The organism is Streptomyces sp. NPDC098781 (assembly GCF_044759995.1).
In the GTDB taxonomy this organism is placed as follows: domain Bacteria; phylum Actinomycetota; class Actinomycetes; order Streptomycetales; family Streptomycetaceae; genus Streptomyces.
The window spans coordinates 506,682-529,910 of the sequence record NZ_JBIWAK010000006.1 but is presented as its reverse complement, the minus strand read 5'-3'; the positions used below and the strand labels follow the sequence as shown (position 1 = coordinate 529,910).

The following is a 23,229-nucleotide window of genomic DNA, read 5'->3' as shown; positions in this document are numbered from 1 at the left end:
TCGCGGAAGCGGGGTCGCCTGGGAGAATGGGGGCGCCAGCCGTTGACCGTACGGCTGCCCTGGAGAAAGAAGGACGTGCCGATCGTGGCTCAGAGCACCGAGACCACCGACTGGGTCTCCCGTTTCGCGGATGAGGTCATCGAGGAGTCGGAGCGTCGGGCCCCGGGCAAACCGGTCGTCGTCGCGTCGGGTCTCTCCCCGTCCGGACCGATCCACCTGGGCAACCTGCGCGAGGTCATGACCCCGCACCTCGTCGCCGACGAGATCCGGCGGCGCGGGCGCCAGGTCCGGCATCTGATCTCCTGGGACGACTACGACCGCTACCGCAAGGTGCCGGCCGGTGTCGCCGGAGTCGACGAGACCTGGGCCGCGCACATCGGCAAGCCGCTGACCTCCGTGCCGGCGCCCAAGGGGTCGGCGTACCCGAACTGGGCCGAGCACTTCAAGGCGGCGATGGTCGAGGCGCTCGCCGAGCTCGGCGTGGAGTTCGACGGGATCAGCCAGACCGCGCAGTACACCTCCGGGGTGTACCGCGAGCAGATCCTGCATGCCATGAAGCACCGCGGCGACATCGACGCCGTGCTCGCCCAGTACCGCACCAAGGCCAAGGGCGGCGCCAAGAAGTCGCAGAAGCCGGTCGACGAGGCCGAGCTGGAGGCCGCCGAGGGCTCCGGCGCGGCCGGCGAGGACGACGGCAGCTCCGGCTCCGCCGGGTACTTCCCGTACAAGCCCTACTGCGGCAACTGCGAGAAGGACCTCACCACCGTCACCTCGTACGTCGACGACACCACCGAGCTGACGTACACCTGCGACGAGTGCGGCTTCTCCGAGACCGTCCGGCTGAGCGAGTTCAACCGCGGCAAGCTGGTCTGGAAGGTCGACTGGCCGATGCGGTGGGCCTTCGAGGGCGTCGTCTTCGAGCCCAGCGGCGTCGACCACTCCTCGCCCGGTTCCAGCTTCCAGGTCGGCGGGCAGATCGTCGGGATCTTCGGCGGCGCGCAGCCGATCGGCCCGATGTACGCCTTCGTGGGGATCTCCGGGATGGCGAAGATGTCGTCCTCGCGGGGCGGGGTGCCCACCCCGGCCGACGCGCTGAAGATCATGGAGCCGCAGCTCCTTCGCTGGCTCTACGCCCGCCGCAGGCCCAACCAGTCCTTCAAGATCGCCTTCGACCAGGAGATCCAGCGGCTCTACGACGAGTGGGACAAGCTGGACGCCAAGGTGGCCGACGGTTCCGCGCTGCCGGCGGACGTCGCCGCGCACTCGCGTGCCGTGCGCACGGCCGGCGGCGAGCTGCCGCGCACGCCCCGGCCGCTGCCGTACCGGACGCTCGCGTCGGTCGCCGACATCACCGCCGGCCACGCCGACCAGGCGCTGCGGATCCTCTCCGAGCTGGACCCGGAGAACCCGCTGGCCACGCTGGACGAGGCCCGTCCCCGGTACGACAAGGCCGAGGCGTGGATCAACACGCAGGTGCCCGCCGACCAGCGGACCATCGTGCGCGCCGAGCCCGACGCCGAGCTGCTGAAGTCCCTCGACGAGGCGTCCCAGCAGTCCCTGCGGCTGCTGCTCGACGGACTCGCCGAGCACTGGTCGCTGGACGGGCTGACCCACCTCGTCTACGGCGTGCCCAAGGTGCAGGCCGGGTTCTCCGCGGACGCCACGCCCAAGGAGCTGCCCGCCGAGATCAAGACCGCCCAGCGGACGTTCTTCGCCCTGCTCTACCACCTGCTGGTGGGACGGGACACGGGTCCGCGGCTGCCCACCCTGTTGCTGGCCGTGGGCCAGGAGCGGGTGCGGCGCCTGCTCGGCGAGTAAGAGGTACGACGAAGGGGCCCTTCTCGGAGGGCCCCTTTCTCATGCGATGTGGTCTTCTTCCAGCTCGGTGTTGAAGCGGGCCTGGAAGCGTTCCGTGAGGTTCTTCAGCTCGCTCACGCTCAGAGTCGAGCCGTACGTCGCCTGGATGTTGTCGCCGAGGACGCGGGGCGTGGGGAAACTGCCGTCGATCGACTGACGGAAGACCTGGTAGTAGTCCTCCTCCGTTGGGTCCGGGCGCTCCGGCGGGCCGCCGCCCTCGCCGAGCTGGCGGGTGCGGTTGCCGGTCACCGGGATCGGAAAGGTGCCGGTGTCCTCCGGGGAGGGCTCCTGGACGGGCGGCTCCTCCTCGAACTGGTCGCGGTACTGCTCGGCCTGCTCCTGCTCCGAGTACCACTCCTGATAGTGGTCCTGCGGGTTGTACTGGGGGTTGTAGGCGCCCTGGTACTCCACGGTCCGCGGGGTGTTGAACCAGTCCTGCACGTTCTCCTGCGGCAAGGCCTGCGGGGGGCCGGCCGGCTCGGGCCGCCGCTCGTCCGCAGGCCCCGCCTGCCGGGGGACCGGCACCGGCTCGGCGGCACGGCCGACCGCGGCGGGGACGGGCGCCCCCGCGTCGGCCGCCGGCGCGGCGTCCAGCGCCTGCTTCCGTACCGGCGGCAGCAACGCCGGCTCGATGCCCGCCGCCGCCAGCCCGGCCGGAGCCGTGTCCGCCAGCGGAACGCCGTACTTCGCCAGGCGCAGCGGCATCAGCGACTCCACCGGGGCCTTGCGCCGCCAGGCGCGGCCGAACCGGGAACGCAGGCGCGCCTGGTACACCAGACGCTCCTGCTCCAGCTTGATGACCTGCTCGTAGGAGCGCAGCTCCCACAGCTTCATACGGCGCCACAGGAGGAAGGTCGGCAGGGGGGAGAGGAGCCAGCGGGTGAGCCGGACGCCCTCCATGTGCTTGTCGGCCGTGATGTCCGCTATGCGGCCGATCGCGTGGCGGGCCGCCTCGACCGCCACCACGAACAGGACCGGGATCACGGCGTGCATGCCGACGCCCAGCGGGTCCGGCCAGGCGGCCGCGCCGTTGAAGGCGATCGTCGCCGCCGTCAGCAGCCAGGCGGTCTGGCGCAGCAGGGGGAACGGGATACGGATCCACGTCAGGAGCAGGTCCAGGGCGAGCAGGACGCAGATGCCCGCGTCGATGCCTATCGGGAAGACATAACTGAAGTCCCCGAAGCCCTTCTTGATGGCCAGCTCTCGGACGGCTGCGTAGGAACCGGCGAAGCCGATGCCGGCGATGATCACGGCGCCGAACACGACCACGCCGATGAGAACGCGGTGCATCCGAGTCAGCTGCGGTGGCCCGGCCACTCGTATTCCCCTCCCCTTGCGTGTTGTTGCGCGCAACAGGGTGGCACATCCGTACGGCGGGCGTACTCCCGGTACGGCGCGAGCCCGGCCCCAGGACGGGACGGGCTCGCCCAAAGGGCGTGGCTGAGCTGCGCGTTGTGACCCGGCCGTGAGCCGGTGTGACGGTCAGCTCTTCTTTGCCGCTGACTTGGAGGGGGAGGCGCTCGCCGCCTTCGACGGGCTCTTCGAGGGAGACTTCGACGCCGACTTCGAGGGGGCGCTGCTCGGCGTGCCCGCGTCGCCGCCGCCGTTGGCCTTCGCCACCGCGGCCACGACCTCCTTGGCCGCCTTCTGCGCGAGCTTGTTCAGGGCGTCCGCGCTCGGGGTCTTCTCGCCGGCGAGACCGGCGCCGTTGTAGTCGAGCGTCACGACGACGTTCTCGACCCGGGCCACGACCGTCTCCTGCTTGAAGGAGCCCTCCTTCTTCTTCAGGTCGTAGCGCACCGCCGTCGCCTCGTCGCCCACCCCGGCGACCTGGTCCGACTTCGTGTTCTTCGCGCCGGACACCGACCTCGCGTCCCGCAGCTGGGTCTCGTAGTACTCGCTCGCCCGCTCGTCGCCCGAGCCGCGGGAGACCTCGGACTCGAAGCGCAGCAGGGAGATGTTGAGCCAGCGGAACTGCGAGCCCTTCACACCGTTGTTGTCGAGGCTGCTCCAGGAGCACGAGCCGCGTGTGGCCGTGTCCTCGGAAGAGCCCGTCTTGCCGGACTTGGCCTCCGGGACCAGGTCCTCCAGCGTCTTCTTCGCCAGTACCTTGCACGGCTCCGGCAGCGACTTGTACGCGGCCGCCTGCACGGTCGGCGACGCGCTCCCCGACGGCGACTTCGAGGCCTGCGGGCCGCTGTCGGCGGCCTTCTCCTGCGAGCCGGAGTCCGACGAGCACCCGGCGGCGACCAGCATCACCGGCACGGCTGCCGCGCAGACGAGGGCGCGGCGCAGGCCCCTCGCCCGCCGCTCGCGCTGGTCATGTCGGTCACGCCGGCTTCGCTCTGCTGCTCGCTGCATGGTTCCTTCACTCATGGCTGACACTCGTGGTTCCTGCGGTCGGATCGGGTCCGAGGGGCCACGGTACGCGGTGAAGAAGGTGTGTGGTCTCGTTTCGGTTACGTCGCAATGGGGCGTGGAGAGGCGAGGGGGAGGCGCTAGTCCCCCAGCGCGTCCGCCAGTTGTGCGGCCAGTTTCTGGGCCCTGTCCTGCATTTCCTCGCTGTCCGGGACCGTGCCGACGGTGGCCGGCTGCTCCTCGTACTGGATGGTCACGATCACGTTGGACGTGCGGAACGCCACAGTCACCGTGCGCTGCTGGGCCGTCGAACCCGAGCTGCCGAGCGCGTCGTCGATGAAGGCCTCGTCGCCGAGGTCCTCCAGGACGCGGGGCTGGAGTTCGGCCGGGGTCGCGCCGTCGGTGGAGGCGGACGTGGACGGGGACGTCGAGGCCGAGGGGGAGGTGGAGGTGGAGGACGAAACGGACGGGGACGCGGAGTTCGAGGGCGAGGAGGACGGAGAGCCGCTGGGGTCGGCGGACCCGGAGCTCTCGTCGACGGAGGAGGTGCTCGCCGGCTCGGGCAGGTCCGCCGCCTCCTGCCGGGTCGCGAAGAGCTGCTCCGCCTCGCTGTCGTCACTGACCGCGCCGGCGTACGACACGACGCGCTCGAAGTCGACGAAGAGATGGTCGGTGGCGTCGGCCGACTCGACCTTCCAGCGGCAGCCGACCTTGCGGTCGGTGTCGTAGGTGAGCGTCGGTGTGCCCTCGTACGCCTTCTCGCGCTGCTCGGCGTCCGTGATCTCCCGGATGCCCGGCAGCAGCGAGTCGAGCGTCTCCTCGTCGATCACCCCGCACGGCTCGGGCAGCGTGCGGTAGCGGCCCGGCTCGGCCGTGGCGACCGCCGTACCGGAGTCGTCGGGGTTGGAGTCGTCGGCCGTGCCGGTGGTGTCGGAGCTGCCGGTGCAGCCGGCCAGCAACGCCGCGAGGAGCGCGGCGACGCCGGATACGTAGGCCTTCCGCTGCACGGTCAGGCTCCTCTCGACGGTGGGGGTGGGGTCGGTCGGTTGCCGGTCTTCAGCGTCCCCGCTGGTTATTCGCTTGCCGCGCGGGGGCGCCCACTGGAGACAATGTGTATCGCACGCACTGCCGTGGACGCCGGTCCGTTGTCCCTTTTCATCGACCCTGGCACCGGTTTTGCGATTTCAGACTTGTATGTGTTTTCCGGGGGAATGAGGGCGTTATGTCGTACGTGGAGATGCCGGGCGCGAAGGTTCCGATCCGTATGTGGACCGACCCGGCGACGGTCGAGGACGGGGCGCTCCAGCAGCTGCGGAACGTCGCGACGCTGCCGTGGATCAAGGGCCTCGCCGTGATGCCGGATGTGCACTACGGCAAGGGCGCGACGGTCGGGTCCGTCATCGCGATGCGGGGGGCCGTGTGTCCCGCGGCGGTGGGGGTGGACATCGGGTGCGGCATGTCGGCCGTCAGGACGTCGCTGACGGCGAACGACCTGCCGGGTGATCTGTCGCGGCTGCGGTCGAAGATCGAGCAGGCGATTCCGGTGGGGCGCGGTATGCACGACGACCCCGTCGACCCCGGACGGCTGCACGGGTTCGGTACGGCCGCGTGGGACGACTTCTGGGGGCGGTTCGACGGGATCGCGGACGCGGTCAAATTCCGTCAGGAGCGGGCCGGGAAGCAGATGGGAACGCTCGGATCGGGCAACCACTTCGTCGAAGTGTGCACGGACACGACCGGTTCCGTCTGGCTGATGCTGCACTCCGGTTCCCGCAACATCGGCAAGGAACTGGCCGAGTTCCACATCGGCGTGGCCCAGAAGCTTCCGCACAACCAGAACCTGGTCGACCGTGACCTCGCCGTCTTCGTGGCGGACACGCCGCAGATGGCGGCGTACCGCAACGACCTGTTCTGGGCGCAGGAGTACGCCCGGTACAACCGCACGATCATGATGGGGCTCCTGAAGGACGTCATCCGCAAGGAGTTCAGGAAGGCGAAGCCGACCTTCGAGCCCGAGATCAGCGCGCACCACAACTACGTGGCGGAGGAGCGCTACGACGGTATGGACCTGCTCGTGACCCGCAAGGGCGCGATCCGGGCCGGCTCCGGCGAGTACGGCATCATCCCGGGCTCCATGGGCACGGGTTCGTACATCGTGAAGGGCCTCGGCAACGCCAAGTCCTTCAACTCGGCCTCGCACGGCGCGGGTCGGCGGATGAGCCGGAACGCCGCCAAGCGCCGCTTCTCGACGAAGGACCTGGAGGAGCAGACGCGGGGCGTGGAGTGCCGTAAGGACTCCGGTGTCGTGGACGAGATCCCCGGCGCCTACAAGCCGATCGAGCAGGTCATCGACCAGCAGCGGGACCTCGTGGAGGTCGTCGCGAAGCTGAAGCAGGTCGTCTGTGTGAAGGGCTGACCCTCACAGCTCCCGGTGCACCTTGGTGTTGGACGCCTGGGCGCGCGGGCGGACGACCAGGAGGTCGATGTTGACGTGGCTGGGGCGGGTCACCGTCCAGGTGATGGTCTCCGCCACGTCCTCGGCCGTCAGCGGTTCGGCCACGCCCGCGTAGACCTTCGACGCCTTGTCCTCGTCGCCGCCGAAGCGGGTGAGGGCGAACTCGTCCGTCTTCACCATGCCGGGCGCGATCTCGATGACGCGGACCGGGCGGCCGACGATCTCCAGGCGGAGGGTCTCGGCGAGGACATGGGCGCCGTGCTTGGCGGCGACATAGCCACCGCCGCCCTCGTACGTGCCGTGCCCGGCCGTGGAGGAGACGACGACCACCGTGCCGTCGCCGCTCGCCTCCAGCTTGGGGAGCAGGGCCTGGGTGAGGTTCAGGGTGCCGATGACGTTCGTCTCGTACATCGTGCGCCAGTCGGCCGGGTCGCCGGTCGCGACCGGGTCGGCGCCGAGCGCGCCCCCCGCGTTGTTCACGAGCACGCCGACCGCCTTGAACGCGGTGGCGAACTCGTCGACCGCGGCCCGGTCCGTCACGTCCAGCTGGTAGGCCGCCGCCGAGTGGCCGGCCGCGTTGATCTCCTCGGCGAGCGCCTCGATGCGGTCCTTGCGGCGGGCGGTCAGCACGACCCGGTAGCCGGCCGCGGCGAGCTGCCGGGCCGTGGCGGCGCCGATTCCGCTGCTCGCACCGGTGATGACGGCGATGCGGGAGGCGGCGGACGGTGCGGCGGTGGCCATGGCTGCTCCTCGTGCGGGTCGGGTCCGGAGACTGTCCGGCCAGGATAGGCGGGCGGTGCGGGGGACGATGAGATGGGTGATCCTCACAGCAGGAGGTGGATCATGGGACAGGCACGTGAAGTGATGGACCGGCTCACCGCGGCGATCACCGCGGGGGACTCCGGGACCCTCGCCGAGCTCTACGCGTAAGGACGCGGTCGCCGTCACCCCGGACGGCGGGGAGCTCCACGGGCGGGACGACATCGCCGAGTACTGGCGGCAGATGTCCCAGTCGGTCCCGGACGGCACCTACGAGTCGGTGCACGCGTACGAGGTCGGCGACACCGCCATCGACGAGGGCGTCTTCAGCGGCCGGAACACCGGGCCGATCCAGTTGCCCGACGGCCGGACGCTGCCTCCGGCACAGAAGGAGATCAGCATCCGCGGGGTGGACTTCGCCACCGTCGACGACAGCGGACAGATCGTCGACTACCGGCCGACTACCGGCTCTACTTCGACGAGATGGAGTTCCTGGGCCGGCTGGGACTGCTGCCCGACGAGGCCGGCTGAGCCGCCACTGTCACCTGTTGGAGGGCGCCTGTCCGCCGCCTCGCGTGGGATACATGCGTACGACCACGTGGAGTGAGGAGCGGGCGTATGCGGCGGATGAGGGTTGCTGCGGTGTGTGCTGCGGCTGTGGTGACGGCGGTCGGCGGGGTGGCTCCGGCCGCCGGGGCGCCGGGCGGTCCTGAGGCGGAGCTCGCCTATCACGGCTCGGCCGACATGATCGGCGGGCGGGTCGGCGTACGGTTCACACCGCACAACCACGGTCTCGTCGCCGTGCCGGAGTCGACCGTGCGGATCCGCTGGTCCGAGCCGCTGGCGGAGCGGCAGTCGCTGCCGGCCGGGTGCGCGCCGGCGGGGGAGCGGGCGGTGACCTGCCGGGTCGGGGCGCTGGAGGCCGACGGCGTCGGTGAGCGGCTCGGCCTGCGGGTACGGCTGCGGGACGCGCCGTCGGAGGTGCTGCTGGAGTTCGACACGGTGGGGAACGACGGGGCGGTGGCCGAGCGGCGGCGGAGCGAGCGGCAGCGGGTGCTGGTGCTCGACAGCGGGGACAAGTACTACTTCTGAGGCGCGGCGGCCGACCGGTCGGCCCGTGCTCGACGAGTCACTGCACGCCCTGCGCGTACGCCGTCGGCGACACGCCCACCGTCGCCGTGAAGTCCCGTACCAGATGGGCCTGGTCGGCGTAGCCGAGTTCGGTGGCGAGGGCGGCCCAGTCGACGTCGTGGCGGGTGCCGGCCAGTTCCAGGGCCTCGTGGATGCGGTAGCGCAGGAGGACCCACTTGGGGCTGACGCCGACGTACGTCGAGAACAGCCGCTGCACCGCCCGTACCGACAGGCCCTGTGCCTCGGCGAAGTCGCCGACGCGGCGGACCGTGCGGTCGGCGCGGATGCGCTGGACCAGGCTCGTGGCGAGGTCGGCCTGGGGGTCGGGGTCGTGGGGCAGGGCCAGCAGGAAGGCGTCCAGGGCGGTCACCCGGGCGGTGTCGTCGGCGGGGGTGACGATCGCGTGGGCGGCCTCGGCCGTGGCCGCCGGGAACACCTCGGTGGCGGGCAGCGCGCGGCCCGTCCAGCGGGAGACCGGTTCGTGCGGGGCGTACGGCCGGAAGCCGCCCGGCCGGAACTTCACCCCGCAGACCCGGCCCCGTCCGGTCAGCTTCCTGGTGTAGAGGCCGAGCGCGACGCCCGTGACCTCGGCATACGGCGATCCCTCGTCCTCGTCCCACTGGAAGGTGAGGTTGACCGCCGGGTGCGGTACGACGTGGGAGGCGTAGGGCGCGGGGAGGTCCCAGTCGATGAGCCAGTACCACTCGACATACCGGCGCAGGGCCTCGGCGGGCTCCTGGCGGCGGAAGCGCACGTGGTTCAGCAGCCCGGACGGGTCGACGATCCCGCGGGTGTCGTGGCGCGGTGCCTCCATGGGCGGATCGTACGTCGCGTTTGTTCAAGAAGCGCGGCCGTGGATGTCCCTACGGTCGAGGCATGGACACGAACCCTGTGAAGACGAACGGCATCGGTGAGCTGTTGGGCATGGCGCGGGAGCGGGCGGTTCCGGTGGTGCGGGGCATTCCCGACGCCGCGCTCGCCGCGCCCACGCCCTGTGCGGAGTACGACGTGCGGGCGCTGGTCAATCACCTCTTCCAGGTGATCGTGCAGTTCCAGCGGCTGGCCGCGAAGGAGGCGTCGGACTTCGGCGACACCACCCCCGACCGGGTCGCCGAGAGCCCCGAGTGGCGTGAGCGGCTCGCGGGCGAGGCGGACCGGCTGGTGGCGGCCTGGTCCGCGCCCGGTGCCGAGGAGGGGACGACCGGCGCGATGGACATGCCCGCGCGGCTGGTCGGCTCGATGGCGCTGCTCGATCTGACGGTGCACGTGTGGGACCTGGCGCGGGCGACGGGCCAGGAGTACCCGGGGGCCGACGAGGCGGTCGTGGCGGAGCTGACCGGCGCGGTGGACCAGCTGGCACCGACGGCCAGGAAGATGGGGGTGTTCGGGGAGCCGGCGCCGGAGCCGGAGGGGGCGTCGGCGTTCGAGCGGCTGATCGCTCTGACCGGGAGGGATCCTTACTGGCGGTAGTCGGCGGTAGTCGGCGGTAGTCGGCGGGGCAGTCCGGTCAGGCCGGGAATAGTCCGGCCTGGGTCTCCGTTCTCCGGGTATAGTTGAACCGTCAACAACCTGGAGGATGAGCGACCATGCAGTTCGGGATCTTCAGCGTCGGCGATGTGACGCCGGACCCCACCTCGGGCCGTACGCCGACCGAGCGTGAGCGCATCAAGGCCATGGTCGCGATCGCGCTGAAGGCCGAGGAGGTCGGGCTCGACGTCTTCGCCACCGGTGAGCACCACAACCCGCCGTTCGTGCCGTCGTCGCCGACGACGATGCTCGGCTACATCGCGGCGCGGACGGAGAAGCTGGTGCTCTCCACGTCCACCACGCTGATCACCACCAACGACCCGGTGAAGATCGCGGAGGACTTCGCGATGCTCCAGCACCTGGCCGACGGCCGCATGGACCTGATGATGGGCCGCGGCAACACCGGGCCGGTCTACCCCTGGTTCGGCCAGGACATCCGGCAGGGCATCAACCTCGCCATCGAGAACTACGCCCTGCTGCACCGGCTGTGGCGCGAGGACGTCGTGAACTGGGAGGGCAAGTTCCGTACGCCCCTCCAGGGCTTCACGTCCACGCCCCGGCCGCTGGACGGCGTGACGCCGTTCGTCTGGCACGGTTCCATCCGCTCGCCGGAGATCGCCGAGCAGGCCGCGTACTACGGCGACGGCTTCTTCCACAACAACATCTTCTGGCCGGCCGACCACACCAAGCAGATGATCGAGCTGTACCGGTCCCGGTACGCCCACTACGGCCACGGCACGCCCGAGCAGGCGATCGTCGGCCTCGGCGGGCAGGTGTTCATGCGGAAGAACTCCCAGGACGCGATCCGCGAGTTCCGCCCGTACTTCGACGTGGCACCGGTCTACGGCAACGGCCCGTCCCTCGAGGACTTCATGGACCAGACCCCGCTGACCGTCGGCTCCCCGCAGCAGGTGATCGAGAAGACCCTGGCCTTCCGCGACTACGCCGGTGACTACCAGCGCCAGCTGTTCCTGATGGACCACGCCGGACTGCCGCTGAAGACCGTCCTGGAGCAGCTCGACCTGCTCGGCGAGGAGGTCGTGCCGGTGCTGCGCGAGGAGTTCGCGAAGGGCCGTCCGGCCGGCGTCCCCGAGGCCCCCACCCACGCTTCCCTCAAGGCCGCCCAGGAGGTGACCGTCGCATGAAGCTCGTCGTCGTGTCCGCGGGACTGAGCGTCCCGTCCTCCACCCGGCTGCTGGGCGACCGGCTGGCGGCCGCGGTGGCCGGGCAGGGCCCCGTCGAGGTCGAGGTCGTCGAGCTGCGCGACCTCGCCGTGGAGATCGCGCACAACTTCACCAACGGCTTCCCCGGCCGCCGGCTGGCCGCCGCGATCGACGCCGTGACCTCGGCGGACGGGCTGATCGTCGTCACGCCGGTGTTCTCGGCGTCGTACAGCGGACTGTTCAAGTCGTTCTTCGACGTGATCGAGCAGGACGCGCTGGCGGGCCTGCCGGTGCTGATCGCCGCGACCGGCGGCACGGCCCGGCACTCGCTGGTCCTGGAGCACGCGCTGCGTCCGCTCTTCGCCTATCTGCGGGCCGTGGTCGTCCCGACCGGCGTGTACGCCGCCTCGGAGGACTGGGGCGCCGAGGGGCTGGACGGACGGATCGAGCGGGCCGCGGGTGAGCTGACGGGCCTGATGCGGGGCATGTCGGGAGTCAGGACGGCCGCCGCGGGCGAGCTCACGGTGGTGCCCTTCACCGAGCAGTTGGCGGCGCTCGCCGGCCCGTCCGGCGATTGAGGACGAGGCCGTTCGGGCCGAAAGGGGGGTCCTGGGGGCGGAGCCCCCAGGACGGCCACGTGACGGTGAGATCCCAGTAAGAAGGGTGATCGGAAGCTCGCTCACACGACCGAACCGCCGGAGGCCTTGGCACACTGAGGGCGTGTCCCAGACTGTTCTCCTCGCCGAAGACGACCGCGCCATCCGCAACGCCCTGGAGCGCGCGCTGACCCTGGAGGGCTACCAGGTCACCGCGGTCGCCGACGGGGTGGAGGCGCTGGCGCAGGCCCATCGCACGCCCCCGGACGTGCTGGTGCTGGACGTGATGATGCCCGGCATCGACGGCCTCCAGGTCTGCCGGGTGCTGCGCGCCGAGGGCGACCGCACCCCGATCCTGATGCTCACGGCGCTCGTGGAGACCCAGGACCGCATCGCCGGCCTGGACGCGGGCGCCGACGACTACGTGGTCAAGCCCTTCGACGTCGAGGAGGTCTTCGCCCGGCTGCGCGCCCTGCTGCGCCGCACCAGCGAGACGAACGGCGCCCCCGTCGACGTACCCAGGCAGGCCCCCGAGCCGTCCGGCCGGCTGATCGAGGCGGCCGGGCTGCGGATGGACCCGCAGGCGCGGCGGGCCTGGCGGGGCGCGCGGGAGCTGGAGCTGACCCGCACCGAGTTCGAGCTGCTGGAGCTGCTGGCGCGCAACGCCGGCATAGTCCTCGACCACGCCACGATCTACGACCGGATCTGGGGCTACGACTTCGGCCCCGGCTCCAAGAACCTCGCCGTCTACGTCGGCTACCTGCGGCGCAAGCTCGACGAACCGGGCGCGCCGCAGCTGATCCACACGGTGCGCGGGGTGGGTTACGTGCTCCGGGAGGACTGAGTGGGCGGCCCGGCCCGCCGTAGGCTCGCGCGGCTGCTGACGGGGCGGCGGACCGGTCTGGTCTCGCTGCGCAGCACCTTCGCCGTGTCCTTCGCGGCCGTGACCGCCGTGGTCACCCTGCTGGTCGGGCTGCTGTCGTACACCGCCGCCGCCCGGCTGGTGCGGGTGGACCAGGAGTCCGTGTTCGACGAGGTCGTGCAGGATCTGCGCGGTGAGGTGCGGCAGCGGCCGATGCAGCCGCAGGACTTCTCCTCCTCCGCGCCCGGCCACGATCTCGTACGGCCCGCCCGGACCGATGTGCAGGTGCTGGGCCCCGACGGCGCGATCGTCGACCCGGGCCGCCCGGGGCTGCCGGTCAGGGCCGACGACCGGCGGATCGCGGCCGACGGGACCGCCGGGCGGATGGTCCAGCACAAGGACGTCGACGTCGGCAGTGACGTCTACCGGGTCGCGACCGTGGCGCTCGGCGGCGGACGGGGCGCGGTGCAGATCGCCCAGGAGTTCAGCGACACCGAGGACCTGCTGCGGGCACTCCAGCAGCGGACGCTGCTGCTGATGGCGGCCGTGGTGACGCTCGCGGGGCTGTTCGGCTGGTGGCTGGCCCGGCGCATCACCCGCCGCCTGGTCGTCCTCACCGACGCCGCCGAGGACGTCGCCCGCACCCGCCGGCTGGGCATCCAGGTGCCGGTCACCGGATACGACGAGGTGGGCCGTCTCGGCCGGGCCTTCGACCGGATGCTGGGGCGGCTCGCCCAGTCGGAGGAGGACCAGCGGCGGCTGGTGCAGGACGCGGGCCATGAACTGCGGACCCCGCTGACCTCCCTGCGTACGAACATCTCCCTGCTGCGCCGCATCGACGAGCTGCCGCCGGGCGCCCGGGACGAGCTGGTGGCCGACCTGGGTCAGGAGGCGCGCGAACTGACCGACCTGGTCAACGAGTTGGTCGATCTGGCGGCCGGGCAGTCCGACACCGAGCCGGCCCAGCGGGTGGACGTCGCCGACGTCGCCGAGGAGGTCGCGGGGCTCGCACGGCGGCGTACGGGACGGCGGATCCTGGTCCGGGCGAGCGGCGACACCACCACGGACGGGCGGCCGGGGATGCTGCAACGGGCGGTCACCAACCTCGTGGAGAACGCGGCCAAGTTCGACCGGGACGGCACCGCGCCCATCGAGATCAACATCGCCGGCCCCGCCCGCCCCGGCACGGTCCGCGTCGAGGTGCTCGACCGGGGCCCCGGAATCGCCGAGGACGACCTGATCCGGGTCTTCGACCGCTTCTACCGCGCCGCCGACGCGCGTTCCCTGCCGGGGTCCGGGCTGGGGCTGTCGATCGTGCGCGAGGTGGCACTGGCGCACGGCGGCGCGCCGTTCGCCTTCCGGCGGGAGGGCGGGGGGACGGCGATCGGGTTCACGGTGGGTGGGGCCGGCTGAGCGGACGCGGGTCTCGCAGGTGCGGCTCTCGTCGTGGCTTGTCGCGCAGTTCCCCGCGCCCCTGTCGGGGGTGGGTAGGGGGCGGAGTGTGCGGGTTTCGTTGTGGCTTGTCGCGCAGTTGCCTGCGCTGTCTGAAGGGAGGGGCGTCATCGTGCTCAGTGGTGTGGAGAGCGCCGTGCTGGCCGGGATCGACGAGGCCGGGATCGGGCGGGCGCTGGTGGAGTTGATCGCCGTGCCGAGTGTGACCGGGAGCGCGGCCGAGTCGGAGTTGCAGCATCTGCTGGCAAGGCGGCTGGAGCGGCTCGGGCTGGACGTCGACCTGTGGTCGATGGATCTCGACGCGTTGCGCGCGGATCCCGGATTCCCGGGAACGGAGGTGGAGCGGGAGGAGGCCTGGGGGCTGGTCGGGGTGACGCCGGACGGCGGTGACGGGCCGGCCTTCGTGATGCAGGGGCATGTGGACGTCGTACCGCCGGGGGACCTCGACGCCTGGGACGGCGATCCGTTCGTGCCACGGGTGCGCGGCGACGTCGTGCACGCGCGGGGCGCCTGTGACATGAAGGCCGGGCTGGTGGCCCACCTCGCCGCGCTCAGCGCGATACGGGCCGCCGGCGTGCGGCTGCGCGGGCGGATCGGTGTGCACTTCGTGGTCGGCGAGGAGGACGGCGGGCTCGGCGCCTTCGGCACCCTGCGGCGCGGCCACCGCGGCGACGTCTGCGTCATCACCGAACCGACCGACGGCGCCCTCGTCACCGCCAACGCCGGCGCCCTGACCTTCCGCCTGGCCGTGCCCGGCAAGGCGGCCCACGGCAGCGCACGCGACCAGGGTGTCAGCGCCGTGGACGCGTATCTGCCGCTGCACCGGGCGCTGGCCCGGCTGGAGACCGACCGCAACCGGGACGCGCATCCGCTGATGGCCGGGCACCCCATCCCGTACGCCCTGTCGGTGGGGACCGTGCGCGCCGGGGACTGGGCGAGCAGCGTGCCCGATCTGCTGGTCGCGGAGGGGCGGTTGGGGGTGCGGCTCGGGGAGGACCCGGCCGAGGCACGCGCGGCGTTCGAACGCGTCGTCGCCGAGGCGTGCGCCGACGACCCCTGGCTGCGTGCCCGTCCGGCGACCGTGACCTGGCCGGGCGGGCAGTTCGCGAGCGGCCGGATGCCCGAGGGGCATCCGCTGCCCGACGTGATCCGGGGCGCCCGCGCCGACACCGGGGGAACCGCGGACATGCGGGAGTGCGGGGCGCCGTACGGCAGTGATCTACGGCTGTACGCCGGGGAGGGGATCCCGACCCTTCAGTACGGGCCGGGGGACATCCGGGTGGCGCACAGCGCGCGGGAGCGGGTGTCGGTCGCCGAAGTGGCGGAGGTGGCACGGACGTTGGCTGTGACGGTGCTGCGGACGGTCGGCGTGAAGTGAGGTGAGCGGCGGCCCTTGAGAGGGTCCTGTGCTCGTCCGTATGAAGTCCCGTGAAGACGTTCACTGTTGGACCCCGGCTCCGTACACTCCGCGCCCTGCCGGCCTCCACGACGCTCGTGCCGACGGACCTGGCCCAGCTCGACGGCGCCTGAGCCCGTCGAGCTCCCCCGCGTCCGCGAACTCCGGGGCCTCTCCCGGCGTTTGCCGCCCAGCCGCCTGGCTGGTGGTCACCGAGGACGCACCGCCGTGGACCGCGATCGCGTGCCGTCAGTCCGCCGCCGTAGGCCGGGTGCGCCGGGCGTAGGCGCGGGCCGCGCGGGCCCGGTCGCCGCAGCGGGTGGAGCACCAGTGGCGGCGGCCGTGCCGGAGCAGATAGCGGTTGCAGGGAGCGGAACCACAGGCGGTGAGGCGTGCGGCGTCCGGGGAGGTGAGCAGGCCGGCGGCGTCGGCGGCGAGGGTCGCCAGGGCGTGGTCGACGATCTCGGTGGTGGGGTGCGGGGCCGCGCGGTACGGGCCGTCCTGGTCGTCCCACCGCAGCAGCGGGGCCGTGGGCACCCGGGTCAGCGCGTCGTTCACGGCGGTCAGGGCCGCGGGCAGCGCCGGCAGCGCGGCGACCCGTGAGTCGAACAGCGACCGGAGCTGTTCCCGCAGCGACCGCAGCTGCGCCGCGCACATCTCCCGCATCCCGGCGTCGACGGGAGCGAGCCCGAGTCCGACGAGCCACCGGTTGGCCGCCGCCGGGGTGCCGAGGAGGTCGACGTACTGACCGCCCGGCAGCGCGATGACGCTGTTGACCAGCGCGAGCGACGGGTACTGTGCCGCGCCCGGCGCGGGGGGCAGCGGTGGCTCGACGGTCTCGGTCATGGCTCTCATGGTACGGAGGGCGGGGGTCCGTGAGACGGGTACGGCGGTCAGGACGCCGCTGACCCGCGGGCGACGCCGAGGACGTCCAGCATCGCCCGGGTCGCCGGGGTGGGGTTGAACCGGCTCCACACCAGGTACTCCAGCCGGTGCGGGCCGTCGAGCACGCGGACCAGCTCCAGTTCGGGGTCGCCGGCGGCCAGCGGGCGGGCGTACGCCGACGGCAGCAGCGCGATGCCGAGCCCGCGGGCGACCAGCCGGGAGATCAGCTCGACGACACCGGCCTCGTAGGCGACGTCACGGACCAGACCCGCCGCGGCGAAGGCCCGGTCGGACTGGGCGCGGGCGGGCGTCCCGGCCGCGAAGTCGACGAAGGTCTCCTCGGCGATCTCCCGCAACGTCACCCGGGAGGCTCCGGCGAGCCGGTGCCCGGCCGACACGACCAGCGCGTGCTCGTCGTGGTCGAGGACGAGGGCCTCCACACCGGACGGCCGTTCGCCCTCGGGCAGCCCGAGGAAGGCGATGTCCAGCTCACCGTCCCGGACCGCCGCGGCCAGTTCGTCGCTGCGCCCGGACCGCAGCACCACATGGACGTCCGGGTAGCGCGCCCGATACCGCTGGAGCAGATCGGGCACGTCCACGGCGGCCGTCGTCACGATCACACCGACGGCGAGCCGGCCGCGCACCACCCCGGTCGCGGCGGCGGCGTCGGCGACCGCGCGGTCGGCGGCGGCCAGGCACTCGCGCGCGGCGGCCACGAACGCCTCCCCGGCGCCGGTCAGTTCGACGCGGCGGCTGGAGCGGGCGAACAGCTTGACGCCGAGCTCCCGTTCCAGACCGGCGATCCGGTGGCTGAGGGACGACTGCACCACGAAGCAGCGCTCCGCGGCGCGCGTGAAGTTACGGGTTTCGGCGACGGCGACGACGTAGCGCATCTGCTGGAGATCCACGCATCCATCGTTGTCGTTCATGGCTGTGATGACAACCATGCGTTGGAGTCATGGTGGTGGTCCGCGGAGACTGCTTCACATGCATCCTTCGACCGAGCGGGCACCGGGCCCGCCGCGGACGTACGCGCAGCCGATGGCCACCGTCGCGCTGACCGCGCTCGCCCCCGCGGCCTGGGGCACCACCTACGCCGTGACCACGGAACTCCTGCCCGCCGGGCATCCGATGTTCGCCGGACTGATGCGTGCCCTGCCCGCCGGGCTGCTCGCGCTGGCGATCACCCGTGTGCTGCCGCGCGGCGACTGGTGGTGGAAGGCGGGGGTGCTCGGCGCGCTCAACATCGGCACCCTGTTCCCGCTGCTGTTCCTCGCGGCCGAACGACTCCCCGGCGGGGTCGCCGCCACCCTCGGCGCCGCCCAGCCGCTCCTCGTCGCCGGGCTGGCCATCGCGGCGCTCCACGTCCGGCCGACGGTCTGGCGCTGGACCTGGGGTGTGCTCGGGCTGGCCGGCGTCGCACTGGTGGTGCTCGGTCCCGAGGCCCGGCTGGACACCGCCGGGGTGCTCGCCGGGCTCGGCGGTACGAGCGCCATGGCCGCCGGGACCGTCCTGACCAAGCGCTGGGGGCGGCCCCCGGGGGTCGGCCCGCTGGCCCTCGCCGGTTGGCAACTGGCCGTCGGTGGCTTCCTGTTGCTGCCGCTCACCCTGGCGGTCGAGGGGGTGCCGCAGCGGATCGACGCCGGGGCGGCGGCCGGCTATCTGTGGCTCGGCAGCGTGGGCGGCCTGGTCGCGTACACGCTGTGGTTCCGGGGCATCGGCAGGCTTTCGGTGGGCGCGTCGGCTCCGCTGGTGCTGCTGTCGCCGCTGGTCGCGACGGTCATCGGCATCGGCCTGGGCGAATCGCTCAGCCTGCCGCAGTCGTTCGGGTTCCTGCTCGCGCTGGCCTCGATGCTGGTGGCGCAGTTCGAGATCCCGAAGGGCCGCTTGCGGGTGCTCGTGGCCGGCCGGCGGGCGCGGCGAAGTGAGGCGCACGGTGGGGGAGTCGGCGACGTACGGATCGGCGACGTACGGGTTCGGGAGGGGCGGCGGGTTCGGGAGGGGCGGGTTCGGTGAAGAGGGCCATGACGATCGCCGTGCTCGGCGCCACGGGAATGGTCGGCAGCCGGGTGAGCGCCGAGGCGGCCGGGCGCGGGCATCGGACGCTCGCCCTGTCCCGTAGGCCCGGGGAGGCGAGGACGCGCGCGAACGTGACGCCGGTCGCGGTCGACGTGACCGACCCGGCGGCCGTGGGTGAGGCCCTCGCGGGGCCCGCCCCGACCGGCGCCGCGGACGCCGTCGTGCTGGCCGTGCGGTCCTTCCCGGCCGACCGGGAGTTCCTGGTGGGCGCCACCCGCACGGTGCTGGACGCCGCCGCGCGGCTGGGCGCCCGCGTGCTCGTGGTGGGCGGCGCCGGAGCCCTGCGCAGCCCCGGCGCCGCCGACCTGCTGGTGGCCCACGACCCGACGTACGTACCGGACGAGCACCGGGCGGTGGCGCTCGCCGGCACGGCCCAGTTGGGGATCTGCCAGGACCACGCGGACGCCGACTGGGTCTGTCTGAGCCCGCCGGCCGTGCTCGAACCCGGCCCCCGGACCGGCCGCTACCGGCGCGGCACCGACACCCTGCTCACGGGGTCCGACGGCCGTTCCTGGATCAGTGCGGAGGACCTGGCCGTGGCGGTGGTCGACGAAGTGGAGAACCCGGGCGGCGAGCGGCACTTCACGGTCGTCCACACGCGGCGACCCGGCATTAAAGACGCGTAAAGATTGCCGGAATCCGGCAGTGAAACACTTGCCCATGACATGTCACGATCCCAACAAGTCGGAGGTCGGCGGCGGGTGAGAGGGGGACGGCGCACATGGTCTGGTTTCTTGGACTGGGCATAACGGGGGTCGCGCTGCTCGCCCTGTCGCTGGTCTTCGACGGGGTGCTGGACGGCGCGCTCGACGGTGCGCTGGGCGGTGCCCTGGACGGGTGGCTGTCGCTGCCGGTCGTCGCCGGGTTCCTGGCGATGACCGGCTTCGGCGGCGCCATCGCCACCGGGGCGGCGGGCGCGGGCCCCGTGGCCGCCACCACGGCGGGGGCCGTGTGCGGGCTGGGGACGGCCTGGCTGACGTACCGGTTCAGCCGCGTCCTGATGCGTGACCAGACGGCACTCACCCCGAACGGGAACCACCTGGTGGGCGCCGCGGGCAACGTGGTCACCGCCATCCCGGCGGACGGCTACGGCGAGGTGCTGCTCCGACTGGCGGGCCAGCCGGTGAAGTTCGCCGCCCGCAGCGCCGGGCCGGTGGCCCGCGGCGCCGAGGTCTGGGTGGAGGCCGTGCCGTCCGCCACCTCGGTCGTGGTGCGGCCGGTGGACCGCTGAGCCCCGGCCTCCCTCCCTCTCTGCTCGACCTTCCTTTCTTCGTACGTGATTCGGGGGCACTGCCATGAGTCCTGTCGTCATCGCCGTCGTGGGAGTCGTCGTACTCCTCGTCCTGCTGGCGCTCGTCGTCGTCACCCGCTACAAGGTCGCGGGTCCCAGCCAGGCGTTCATCGTCACCGGCCGGCGGGGCAAGAAGGCCACCGATCCCGAGACCGGCCGCGTCTTCACCGACAACAGCGGGCAGAAGGTCGTGGTCGGCGGCGGAGTGTTCGTCGTGCCCTTCGTGCAGCAGAAGTTCACGCTCGACCTGTCCTCCCGGCACATCCCGGTCGCGGTGCGCGGCGCGGTCACCCTGCGCGGGGTCAAGGCCAACCTGGACGGTGTGGCGATCGTCAAGGTCGGCGGCACCGAGGACTCGATCCGCGCCGCCGCGCAGCGGTTCCTGATGCAGCAGGACGGGATCGTCGGCTTCACCCAGGAAGTGCTGTCCGGCGCCCTGCGCGCCATCGTGGGACGGATGTCGGTGGAGGACGTCATCCGCGACCGGGCCGCGTTCGCCGGCCAGGTCGCCGAGGAGGCGGAGGCCAGCCTGTCCGGGCAGGGCCTGGTGCTGGACGCCTTCCAGATCCAGGACATCACCACCGAGGGCTCCTACCTGGAGGACCTGGGACGTCCGGAGGCGGCCCGCGCCAAGCAGGAGGCCGACATCGCCGAGGCCGTGGCCCGGCGGGCCGCCGAGCAGGCCCGGCTCAAGGCCGAGGAGGAGATCGCCGTCGCCCAGCGGACCTTCGCGCTCAAGCAGGCCGAGATCAAGGCCGAGACCGACGAGGCCGCGGCCCGTGCGGCCGCCGCGGGTCCGCTGGCCGAGGCCGCCCGGCAGCAGGACATCCTCGCCGAGCAGGAGAAGGTCGCCGAGCGGCAGGCCGCGCTGACCGACCGCCAGCTCGACACCCAGGTCCGCAAGCCCGCCGACGCCAAGCGGTACGCCGCCGAACAGGAGGCCGAGGCCAGGCGGGTGGCGCGGGTCAAGCAGGCCGAGGCCGAGAAGTCGGCGGGCATCGCCGACGCCCAGGCGGAGGCCGAGCGGGCACGGCTGACCGGTGAGGGCGAGAAGCAGCGGCGCAGCGCGCTGGCCGAGGCGGAGGCCGTCGAGGGTCTGAAGCAGGGTGAGGCCGAGCGGTCCCGGCGTGCGGCGATCGCCGAGGCGGTACGGCTGGAGGGCGAGGCCGACGCGGCGGCGATCGGCGCGAAGGGCGCGGCCGAGGCCGAGGCGATGCGCAAGAAGGCCGACGCGTTCGGACAGTACGGCGACGCGGCCATCCTCCAGATGCTGGTCGAGGTGCTGCCGCAGGTGGTGGCGAAGGCGTCCGAGCCGCTCAGCGCGGTGGAGAAGATGACCGTCATCTCCACCGACGGAGCGGGCCGCATCCCGCGGGCCGTCGCGGACAACGTCGCCCAGGGCATGGAACTCCTCGGAGCCACCACGGGCGTCGACCTCGCCGAACTGCTGAAGGGGGTCACGCGACGCACCGGTGCCACGCCGACGGAGGCGCCGGTGGAGCCGGTGGCTCCGCTCAACGGGAAGGTGGAGATCACCGGTTGACGGCGGAGTGCAGCACGGGCCGGGTCCCACGCGGGCCCGGCCCCGCTCCCGTTCAGAGCTCCTGCGCCGGCCAGTCCAGCAACCGTGCCCCGATGACGGCGGTCTGAAGGGTGTAGCGGTGCATCGGATCGGCCGGGTTGGCGCCGGTCAGCTGGTGTATGCGCTCCAGCCGGTAGGTCAGGGCGCGCACGCTGAGCGCCAGCCGGCGGGCGGCCTCGGCCGCCGTACAGCCGGAGTCGAAGTACACCTCCAGCGTCCGCAGCAGCGGCTCCGCGCCGCCCCGGGCGCCGCGCAACGGCCCGAGCGCGCTGAGCACCAGGTCGGCCATGGCCTGCCGGTCGCGGGTGAGGACCGGGTAGACCAGCAGGTCGGCTGCGCGCACCACGGGCTCGTCCAGGCCCAGACGGCGGGCGAGTTCCAGCGCGCTGAGCGCCTCCTCGTAGGAGTGCACCACGCCGCCGGCACCGGGCTGGGGCCTGCCGACGGCCACCCGGCTGCCGTCCGTCGCGGCGTGCGCCTGCTTGGCGAAGTGGGTGAGGACGTCGTCCTCGTCGCCGGGGGCGATACAGACCAACTGCCCGTTCTTGGTGGCGAGCAGGATCCGCCGGTCGCCGAACCGGGCTATCAGCGCCGCCTCGACCCGGCGGGTGACCGGTGCCGTGTCGTCGTAGGCCTCCGGTCCCTCGGCCACGGCGACGGCGTGCGCCCGCGACAGCACCAGGCCGAAACGCTCGGCGCGTTCGGCCAGCCGCCCCAGGTCGCTGCGGCCGTAGAGCAGGTCGTCGATGAACTCCCGCCGGGCGGCCTCCTCTTCGCGTACGGCCATCCGCTGCGCCCGCTCGTAGCCTTCGGCGAAGGCGTCGACGGCCTGTTCCACGGCGGCCAGGACACAGTCGGTGGAACCGGCGCCGCCGGGCCAGTCGGCGCGGGTGGCGGCGAGGTGCTGCCGTACGAGGCCGCGCAGGCTGTGACCGCCCTCCGCGGCAGCCTGCTCACCGAGGGCTCGGCGTCCGTCGACCTCGTCCCGGGTGAGACGCCGCCCGGTCGCGGAGACCTGGGCCAGGATCTCCGCGTACCCGTCCAGATACCGCGCGGCCACGTCCGACTCGCCCACCCTGCCCCCGTTGCTCCTGACGCCCTATTGACGCGTTCTTAACACTCCCCGGCATCCAGACCCTAATGAACCCTGCCGGGAACCGGCAATGCGCGAGCCGCCGTCGGCCGTGCATCATCCCTTGCGGGGAGCACCACGGATGGTTCCGGTGCCGGACCCCGGCAGAGGCCCGGCACCGGAAACCCGAGTGGTGGAGCAAGGACGGGGGGCTCGGGCGCCCGCCGCGACGGAGGGGGACGGGACGTGCGGACGCTCATGGCAGCCGCCACGGGTCTGCCGACGCTCCTGCTCACCGCGGCCCTCGTGGTGGTCGGGTGCTTCTGGCTCCTGGTCGCCGTGGGTCTCGCCCCGGTGGGCAGCTTCGACGAGGACGCGGACCTGGGCCGCCTGGGCCTGGGCGGAATCCCGGTCGCCGTCGCCCTCTCCCTGCTGACGGCGACCTCCTGGTCCCTCAGCGTCGGCACCACGAGCGTCCTGGCCGTCGCCCTGCCCTCGGGGCCCACGTCCGGCGTACTGCGGCTGACGCTCCCGCTCGCCTCGCTGCTGGTCGCCTGGTGGCTGACACGGCTGGCGGCGCGGGCACTGCATCGCCGGGGACGTCCGGCCGGGGCGACCGACGGGCCGGACCGGCCCGGTGCGGCGCGCGGAGGGAACGGGGTGCGACTCGGGCGGGGCATGACGGGGGCTCGGTCGAGGGGGGCTCGGTCAGGGGACACCGCTCGGTGCCGGTGAGGGCGCCGCGACAGCCCGAACTCGCGGGC

23 protein-coding genes are annotated in these 23,229 nt (G+C 72.5%); 15 read left to right on the top strand and 8 right to left on the bottom strand.

Annotated features, from left to right (window positions below; genetic code table 11):
- The first annotated feature begins 75 nt into the window (after window positions 1–75).
- Entirely contained in the window at window positions 76–1,818 is a 1,743-nt protein-coding gene (gene lysS / locus ACIQWG_RS26885; protein ID WP_404100298.1) for a lysine--tRNA ligase, read from the top strand.
- A gap of 39 nt (window positions 1,819–1,857) precedes the next feature.
- On the opposite strand, the gene ACIQWG_RS26880 is transcribed toward lysS, so the two are convergent.
- The 3 genes from ACIQWG_RS26880 to ACIQWG_RS26870 all read right to left on the bottom strand — a co-directional run bounded on the left by ACIQWG_RS26880 (window position 1,858) and on the right by ACIQWG_RS26870 (window position 5,222).
- On the bottom strand, window positions 1,858–3,147 hold the full coding sequence (locus ACIQWG_RS26880; RefSeq protein WP_404100296.1) for a DUF2637 domain-containing protein: 1,290 nt from the start codon (window positions 3,145–3,147) through the stop codon (window positions 1,858–1,860).
- A 192-nt stretch (window positions 3,148–3,339) separates the two neighbouring features.
- Window positions 3,340–4,218 carry a DUF3558 family protein gene (locus tag ACIQWG_RS26875; protein WP_404100294.1) on the bottom strand — a complete coding sequence of 293 codons (879 nt, stop codon included), beginning with the start codon at window positions 4,216–4,218 and terminating at the stop codon, window positions 3,340–3,342.
- A gap of 137 nt (window positions 4,219–4,355) precedes the next feature.
- Entirely contained in the window at window positions 4,356–5,222 is an 867-nt protein-coding gene (locus tag ACIQWG_RS26870; protein WP_404100292.1) for a DUF3558 domain-containing protein, read from the bottom strand.
- A gap of 215 nt (window positions 5,223–5,437) precedes the next feature.
- Here ACIQWG_RS26870 and ACIQWG_RS26865 point away from each other — a divergent pair, with 215 nt between their 5' ends.
- Entirely contained in the window at window positions 5,438–6,631 is a 1,194-nt protein-coding gene (locus tag ACIQWG_RS26865; protein ID WP_404100290.1) for an RtcB family protein, read from the top strand.
- Window positions 6,632–6,634: 3 nt separating this feature from the next.
- Here the strand turns inward: ACIQWG_RS26865 and ACIQWG_RS26860 are convergent, their stop codons facing one another.
- Complete coding sequence (locus tag ACIQWG_RS26860) at window positions 6,635–7,411, bottom strand: SDR family NAD(P)-dependent oxidoreductase (RefSeq protein WP_404100288.1); 777 nt, start codon at window positions 7,409–7,411, stop codon at window positions 6,635–6,637.
- A gap of 241 nt (window positions 7,412–7,652) precedes the next feature.
- Between ACIQWG_RS26860 and ACIQWG_RS26855 the strand changes: the two genes are divergently transcribed.
- Entirely contained in the window at window positions 7,653–8,036 is a 384-nt protein-coding gene (locus ACIQWG_RS26855; RefSeq protein ID WP_404100384.1) for a nuclear transport factor 2 family protein, read from the top strand.
- 11 nt (window positions 8,037–8,047) lie between these two features.
- A complete protein-coding gene (locus tag ACIQWG_RS26850; protein WP_404100286.1) occupies window positions 8,048–8,521 on the top strand; it encodes a hypothetical protein in 474 nt (157 codons plus the stop codon).
- Between the two features lie 37 nt (window positions 8,522–8,558).
- On the opposite strand, the gene ACIQWG_RS26845 is transcribed toward ACIQWG_RS26850, so the two are convergent.
- A complete protein-coding gene (locus ACIQWG_RS26845) occupies window positions 8,559–9,374 on the bottom strand; it encodes a DUF6597 domain-containing transcriptional factor (RefSeq protein WP_404100284.1) in 816 nt (271 codons plus the stop codon).
- A gap of 62 nt (window positions 9,375–9,436) precedes the next feature.
- Here ACIQWG_RS26845 and ACIQWG_RS26840 point away from each other — a divergent pair, with 62 nt between their 5' ends.
- The 6 genes from ACIQWG_RS26840 (at window position 9,437) to ACIQWG_RS26815 (ending at window position 15,538) form a co-directional block, all read left to right on the top strand.
- Window positions 9,437–10,030 carry a TIGR03086 family metal-binding protein gene (locus tag ACIQWG_RS26840; RefSeq protein WP_404100282.1) on the top strand — a complete coding sequence of 198 codons (594 nt, stop codon included), beginning with the start codon at window positions 9,437–9,439 and terminating at the stop codon, window positions 10,028–10,030.
- A gap of 116 nt (window positions 10,031–10,146) precedes the next feature.
- Complete coding sequence (locus ACIQWG_RS26835; RefSeq protein WP_404100280.1) at window positions 10,147–11,232, top strand: LLM class flavin-dependent oxidoreductase; 1,086 nt, start codon at window positions 10,147–10,149, stop codon at window positions 11,230–11,232.
- Window positions 11,229–11,828 carry an FMN reductase gene (locus ACIQWG_RS26830; protein WP_404100278.1) on the top strand — a complete coding sequence of 200 codons (600 nt, stop codon included), beginning with the start codon at window positions 11,229–11,231 and terminating at the stop codon, window positions 11,826–11,828. The genes ACIQWG_RS26835 and ACIQWG_RS26830 overlap by 4 nt, the downstream gene beginning before the upstream one ends.
- A gap of 142 nt (window positions 11,829–11,970) precedes the next feature.
- A complete protein-coding gene (locus tag ACIQWG_RS26825) occupies window positions 11,971–12,690 on the top strand; it encodes a response regulator transcription factor (protein ID WP_404100276.1) in 720 nt (239 codons plus the stop codon).
- Entirely contained in the window at window positions 12,691–14,121 is a 1,431-nt protein-coding gene (locus tag ACIQWG_RS26820) for an ATP-binding protein (RefSeq protein ID WP_404100274.1), read from the top strand. It begins immediately after the preceding gene.
- Between the two features lie 151 nt (window positions 14,122–14,272).
- Window positions 14,273–15,538 carry an ArgE/DapE family deacylase gene (locus ACIQWG_RS26815; protein ID WP_404100272.1) on the top strand — a complete coding sequence of 422 codons (1,266 nt, stop codon included), beginning with the start codon at window positions 14,273–14,275 and terminating at the stop codon, window positions 15,536–15,538.
- A 267-nt stretch (window positions 15,539–15,805) separates the two neighbouring features.
- On the opposite strand, the gene ACIQWG_RS26810 is transcribed toward ACIQWG_RS26815, so the two are convergent.
- Window positions 15,806–16,411, bottom strand: coding sequence for an ABATE domain-containing protein (locus ACIQWG_RS26810; protein WP_404100270.1), 606 nt, complete (start codon window positions 16,409–16,411; stop codon window positions 15,806–15,808).
- Between the two features lie 38 nt (window positions 16,412–16,449).
- A complete protein-coding gene (locus tag ACIQWG_RS26805) occupies window positions 16,450–17,349 on the bottom strand; it encodes a LysR family transcriptional regulator (RefSeq protein ID WP_404100382.1) in 900 nt (299 codons plus the stop codon).
- Between the two features lie 79 nt (window positions 17,350–17,428).
- Between ACIQWG_RS26805 and ACIQWG_RS26800 the strand changes: the two genes are divergently transcribed.
- The 4 genes from ACIQWG_RS26800 to ACIQWG_RS26785 all read left to right on the top strand — a co-directional run bounded on the left by ACIQWG_RS26800 (window position 17,429) and on the right by ACIQWG_RS26785 (window position 21,354).
- Window positions 17,429–18,457, top strand: a complete 1,029-nt coding sequence (locus ACIQWG_RS26800; RefSeq protein WP_404100268.1) for an EamA family transporter — start codon at window positions 17,429–17,431, stop codon at window positions 18,455–18,457.
- 8 nt (window positions 18,458–18,465) lie between these two features.
- Complete coding sequence (locus tag ACIQWG_RS26795) at window positions 18,466–19,146, top strand: NAD(P)-dependent oxidoreductase (protein WP_404100266.1); 681 nt, start codon at window positions 18,466–18,468, stop codon at window positions 19,144–19,146.
- Window positions 19,147–19,241: 95 nt separating this feature from the next.
- Entirely contained in the window at window positions 19,242–19,751 is a 510-nt protein-coding gene (locus ACIQWG_RS26790) for a hypothetical protein (protein ID WP_404100264.1), read from the top strand.
- Window positions 19,752–19,815: 64 nt separating this feature from the next.
- A complete protein-coding gene (locus ACIQWG_RS26785; RefSeq protein WP_404100262.1) occupies window positions 19,816–21,354 on the top strand; it encodes a flotillin family protein in 1,539 nt (512 codons plus the stop codon).
- A 52-nt stretch (window positions 21,355–21,406) separates the two neighbouring features.
- Here ACIQWG_RS26785 and ACIQWG_RS26780 read toward each other — a convergent pair whose 3' ends face one another.
- Window positions 21,407–22,468, bottom strand: a complete 1,062-nt coding sequence (locus tag ACIQWG_RS26780) for a PucR family transcriptional regulator (protein ID WP_404100260.1) — start codon at window positions 22,466–22,468, stop codon at window positions 21,407–21,409.
- 255 nt (window positions 22,469–22,723) lie between these two features.
- On the opposite strand from ACIQWG_RS26780, the gene ACIQWG_RS26775 reads away from it, so the two are divergent.
- Window positions 22,724–23,200 carry a hypothetical protein gene (locus tag ACIQWG_RS26775; protein WP_404100258.1) on the top strand — a complete coding sequence of 159 codons (477 nt, stop codon included), beginning with the start codon at window positions 22,724–22,726 and terminating at the stop codon, window positions 23,198–23,200.
- The last annotated feature ends 29 nt before the right edge of the window (window positions 23,201–23,229 follow it).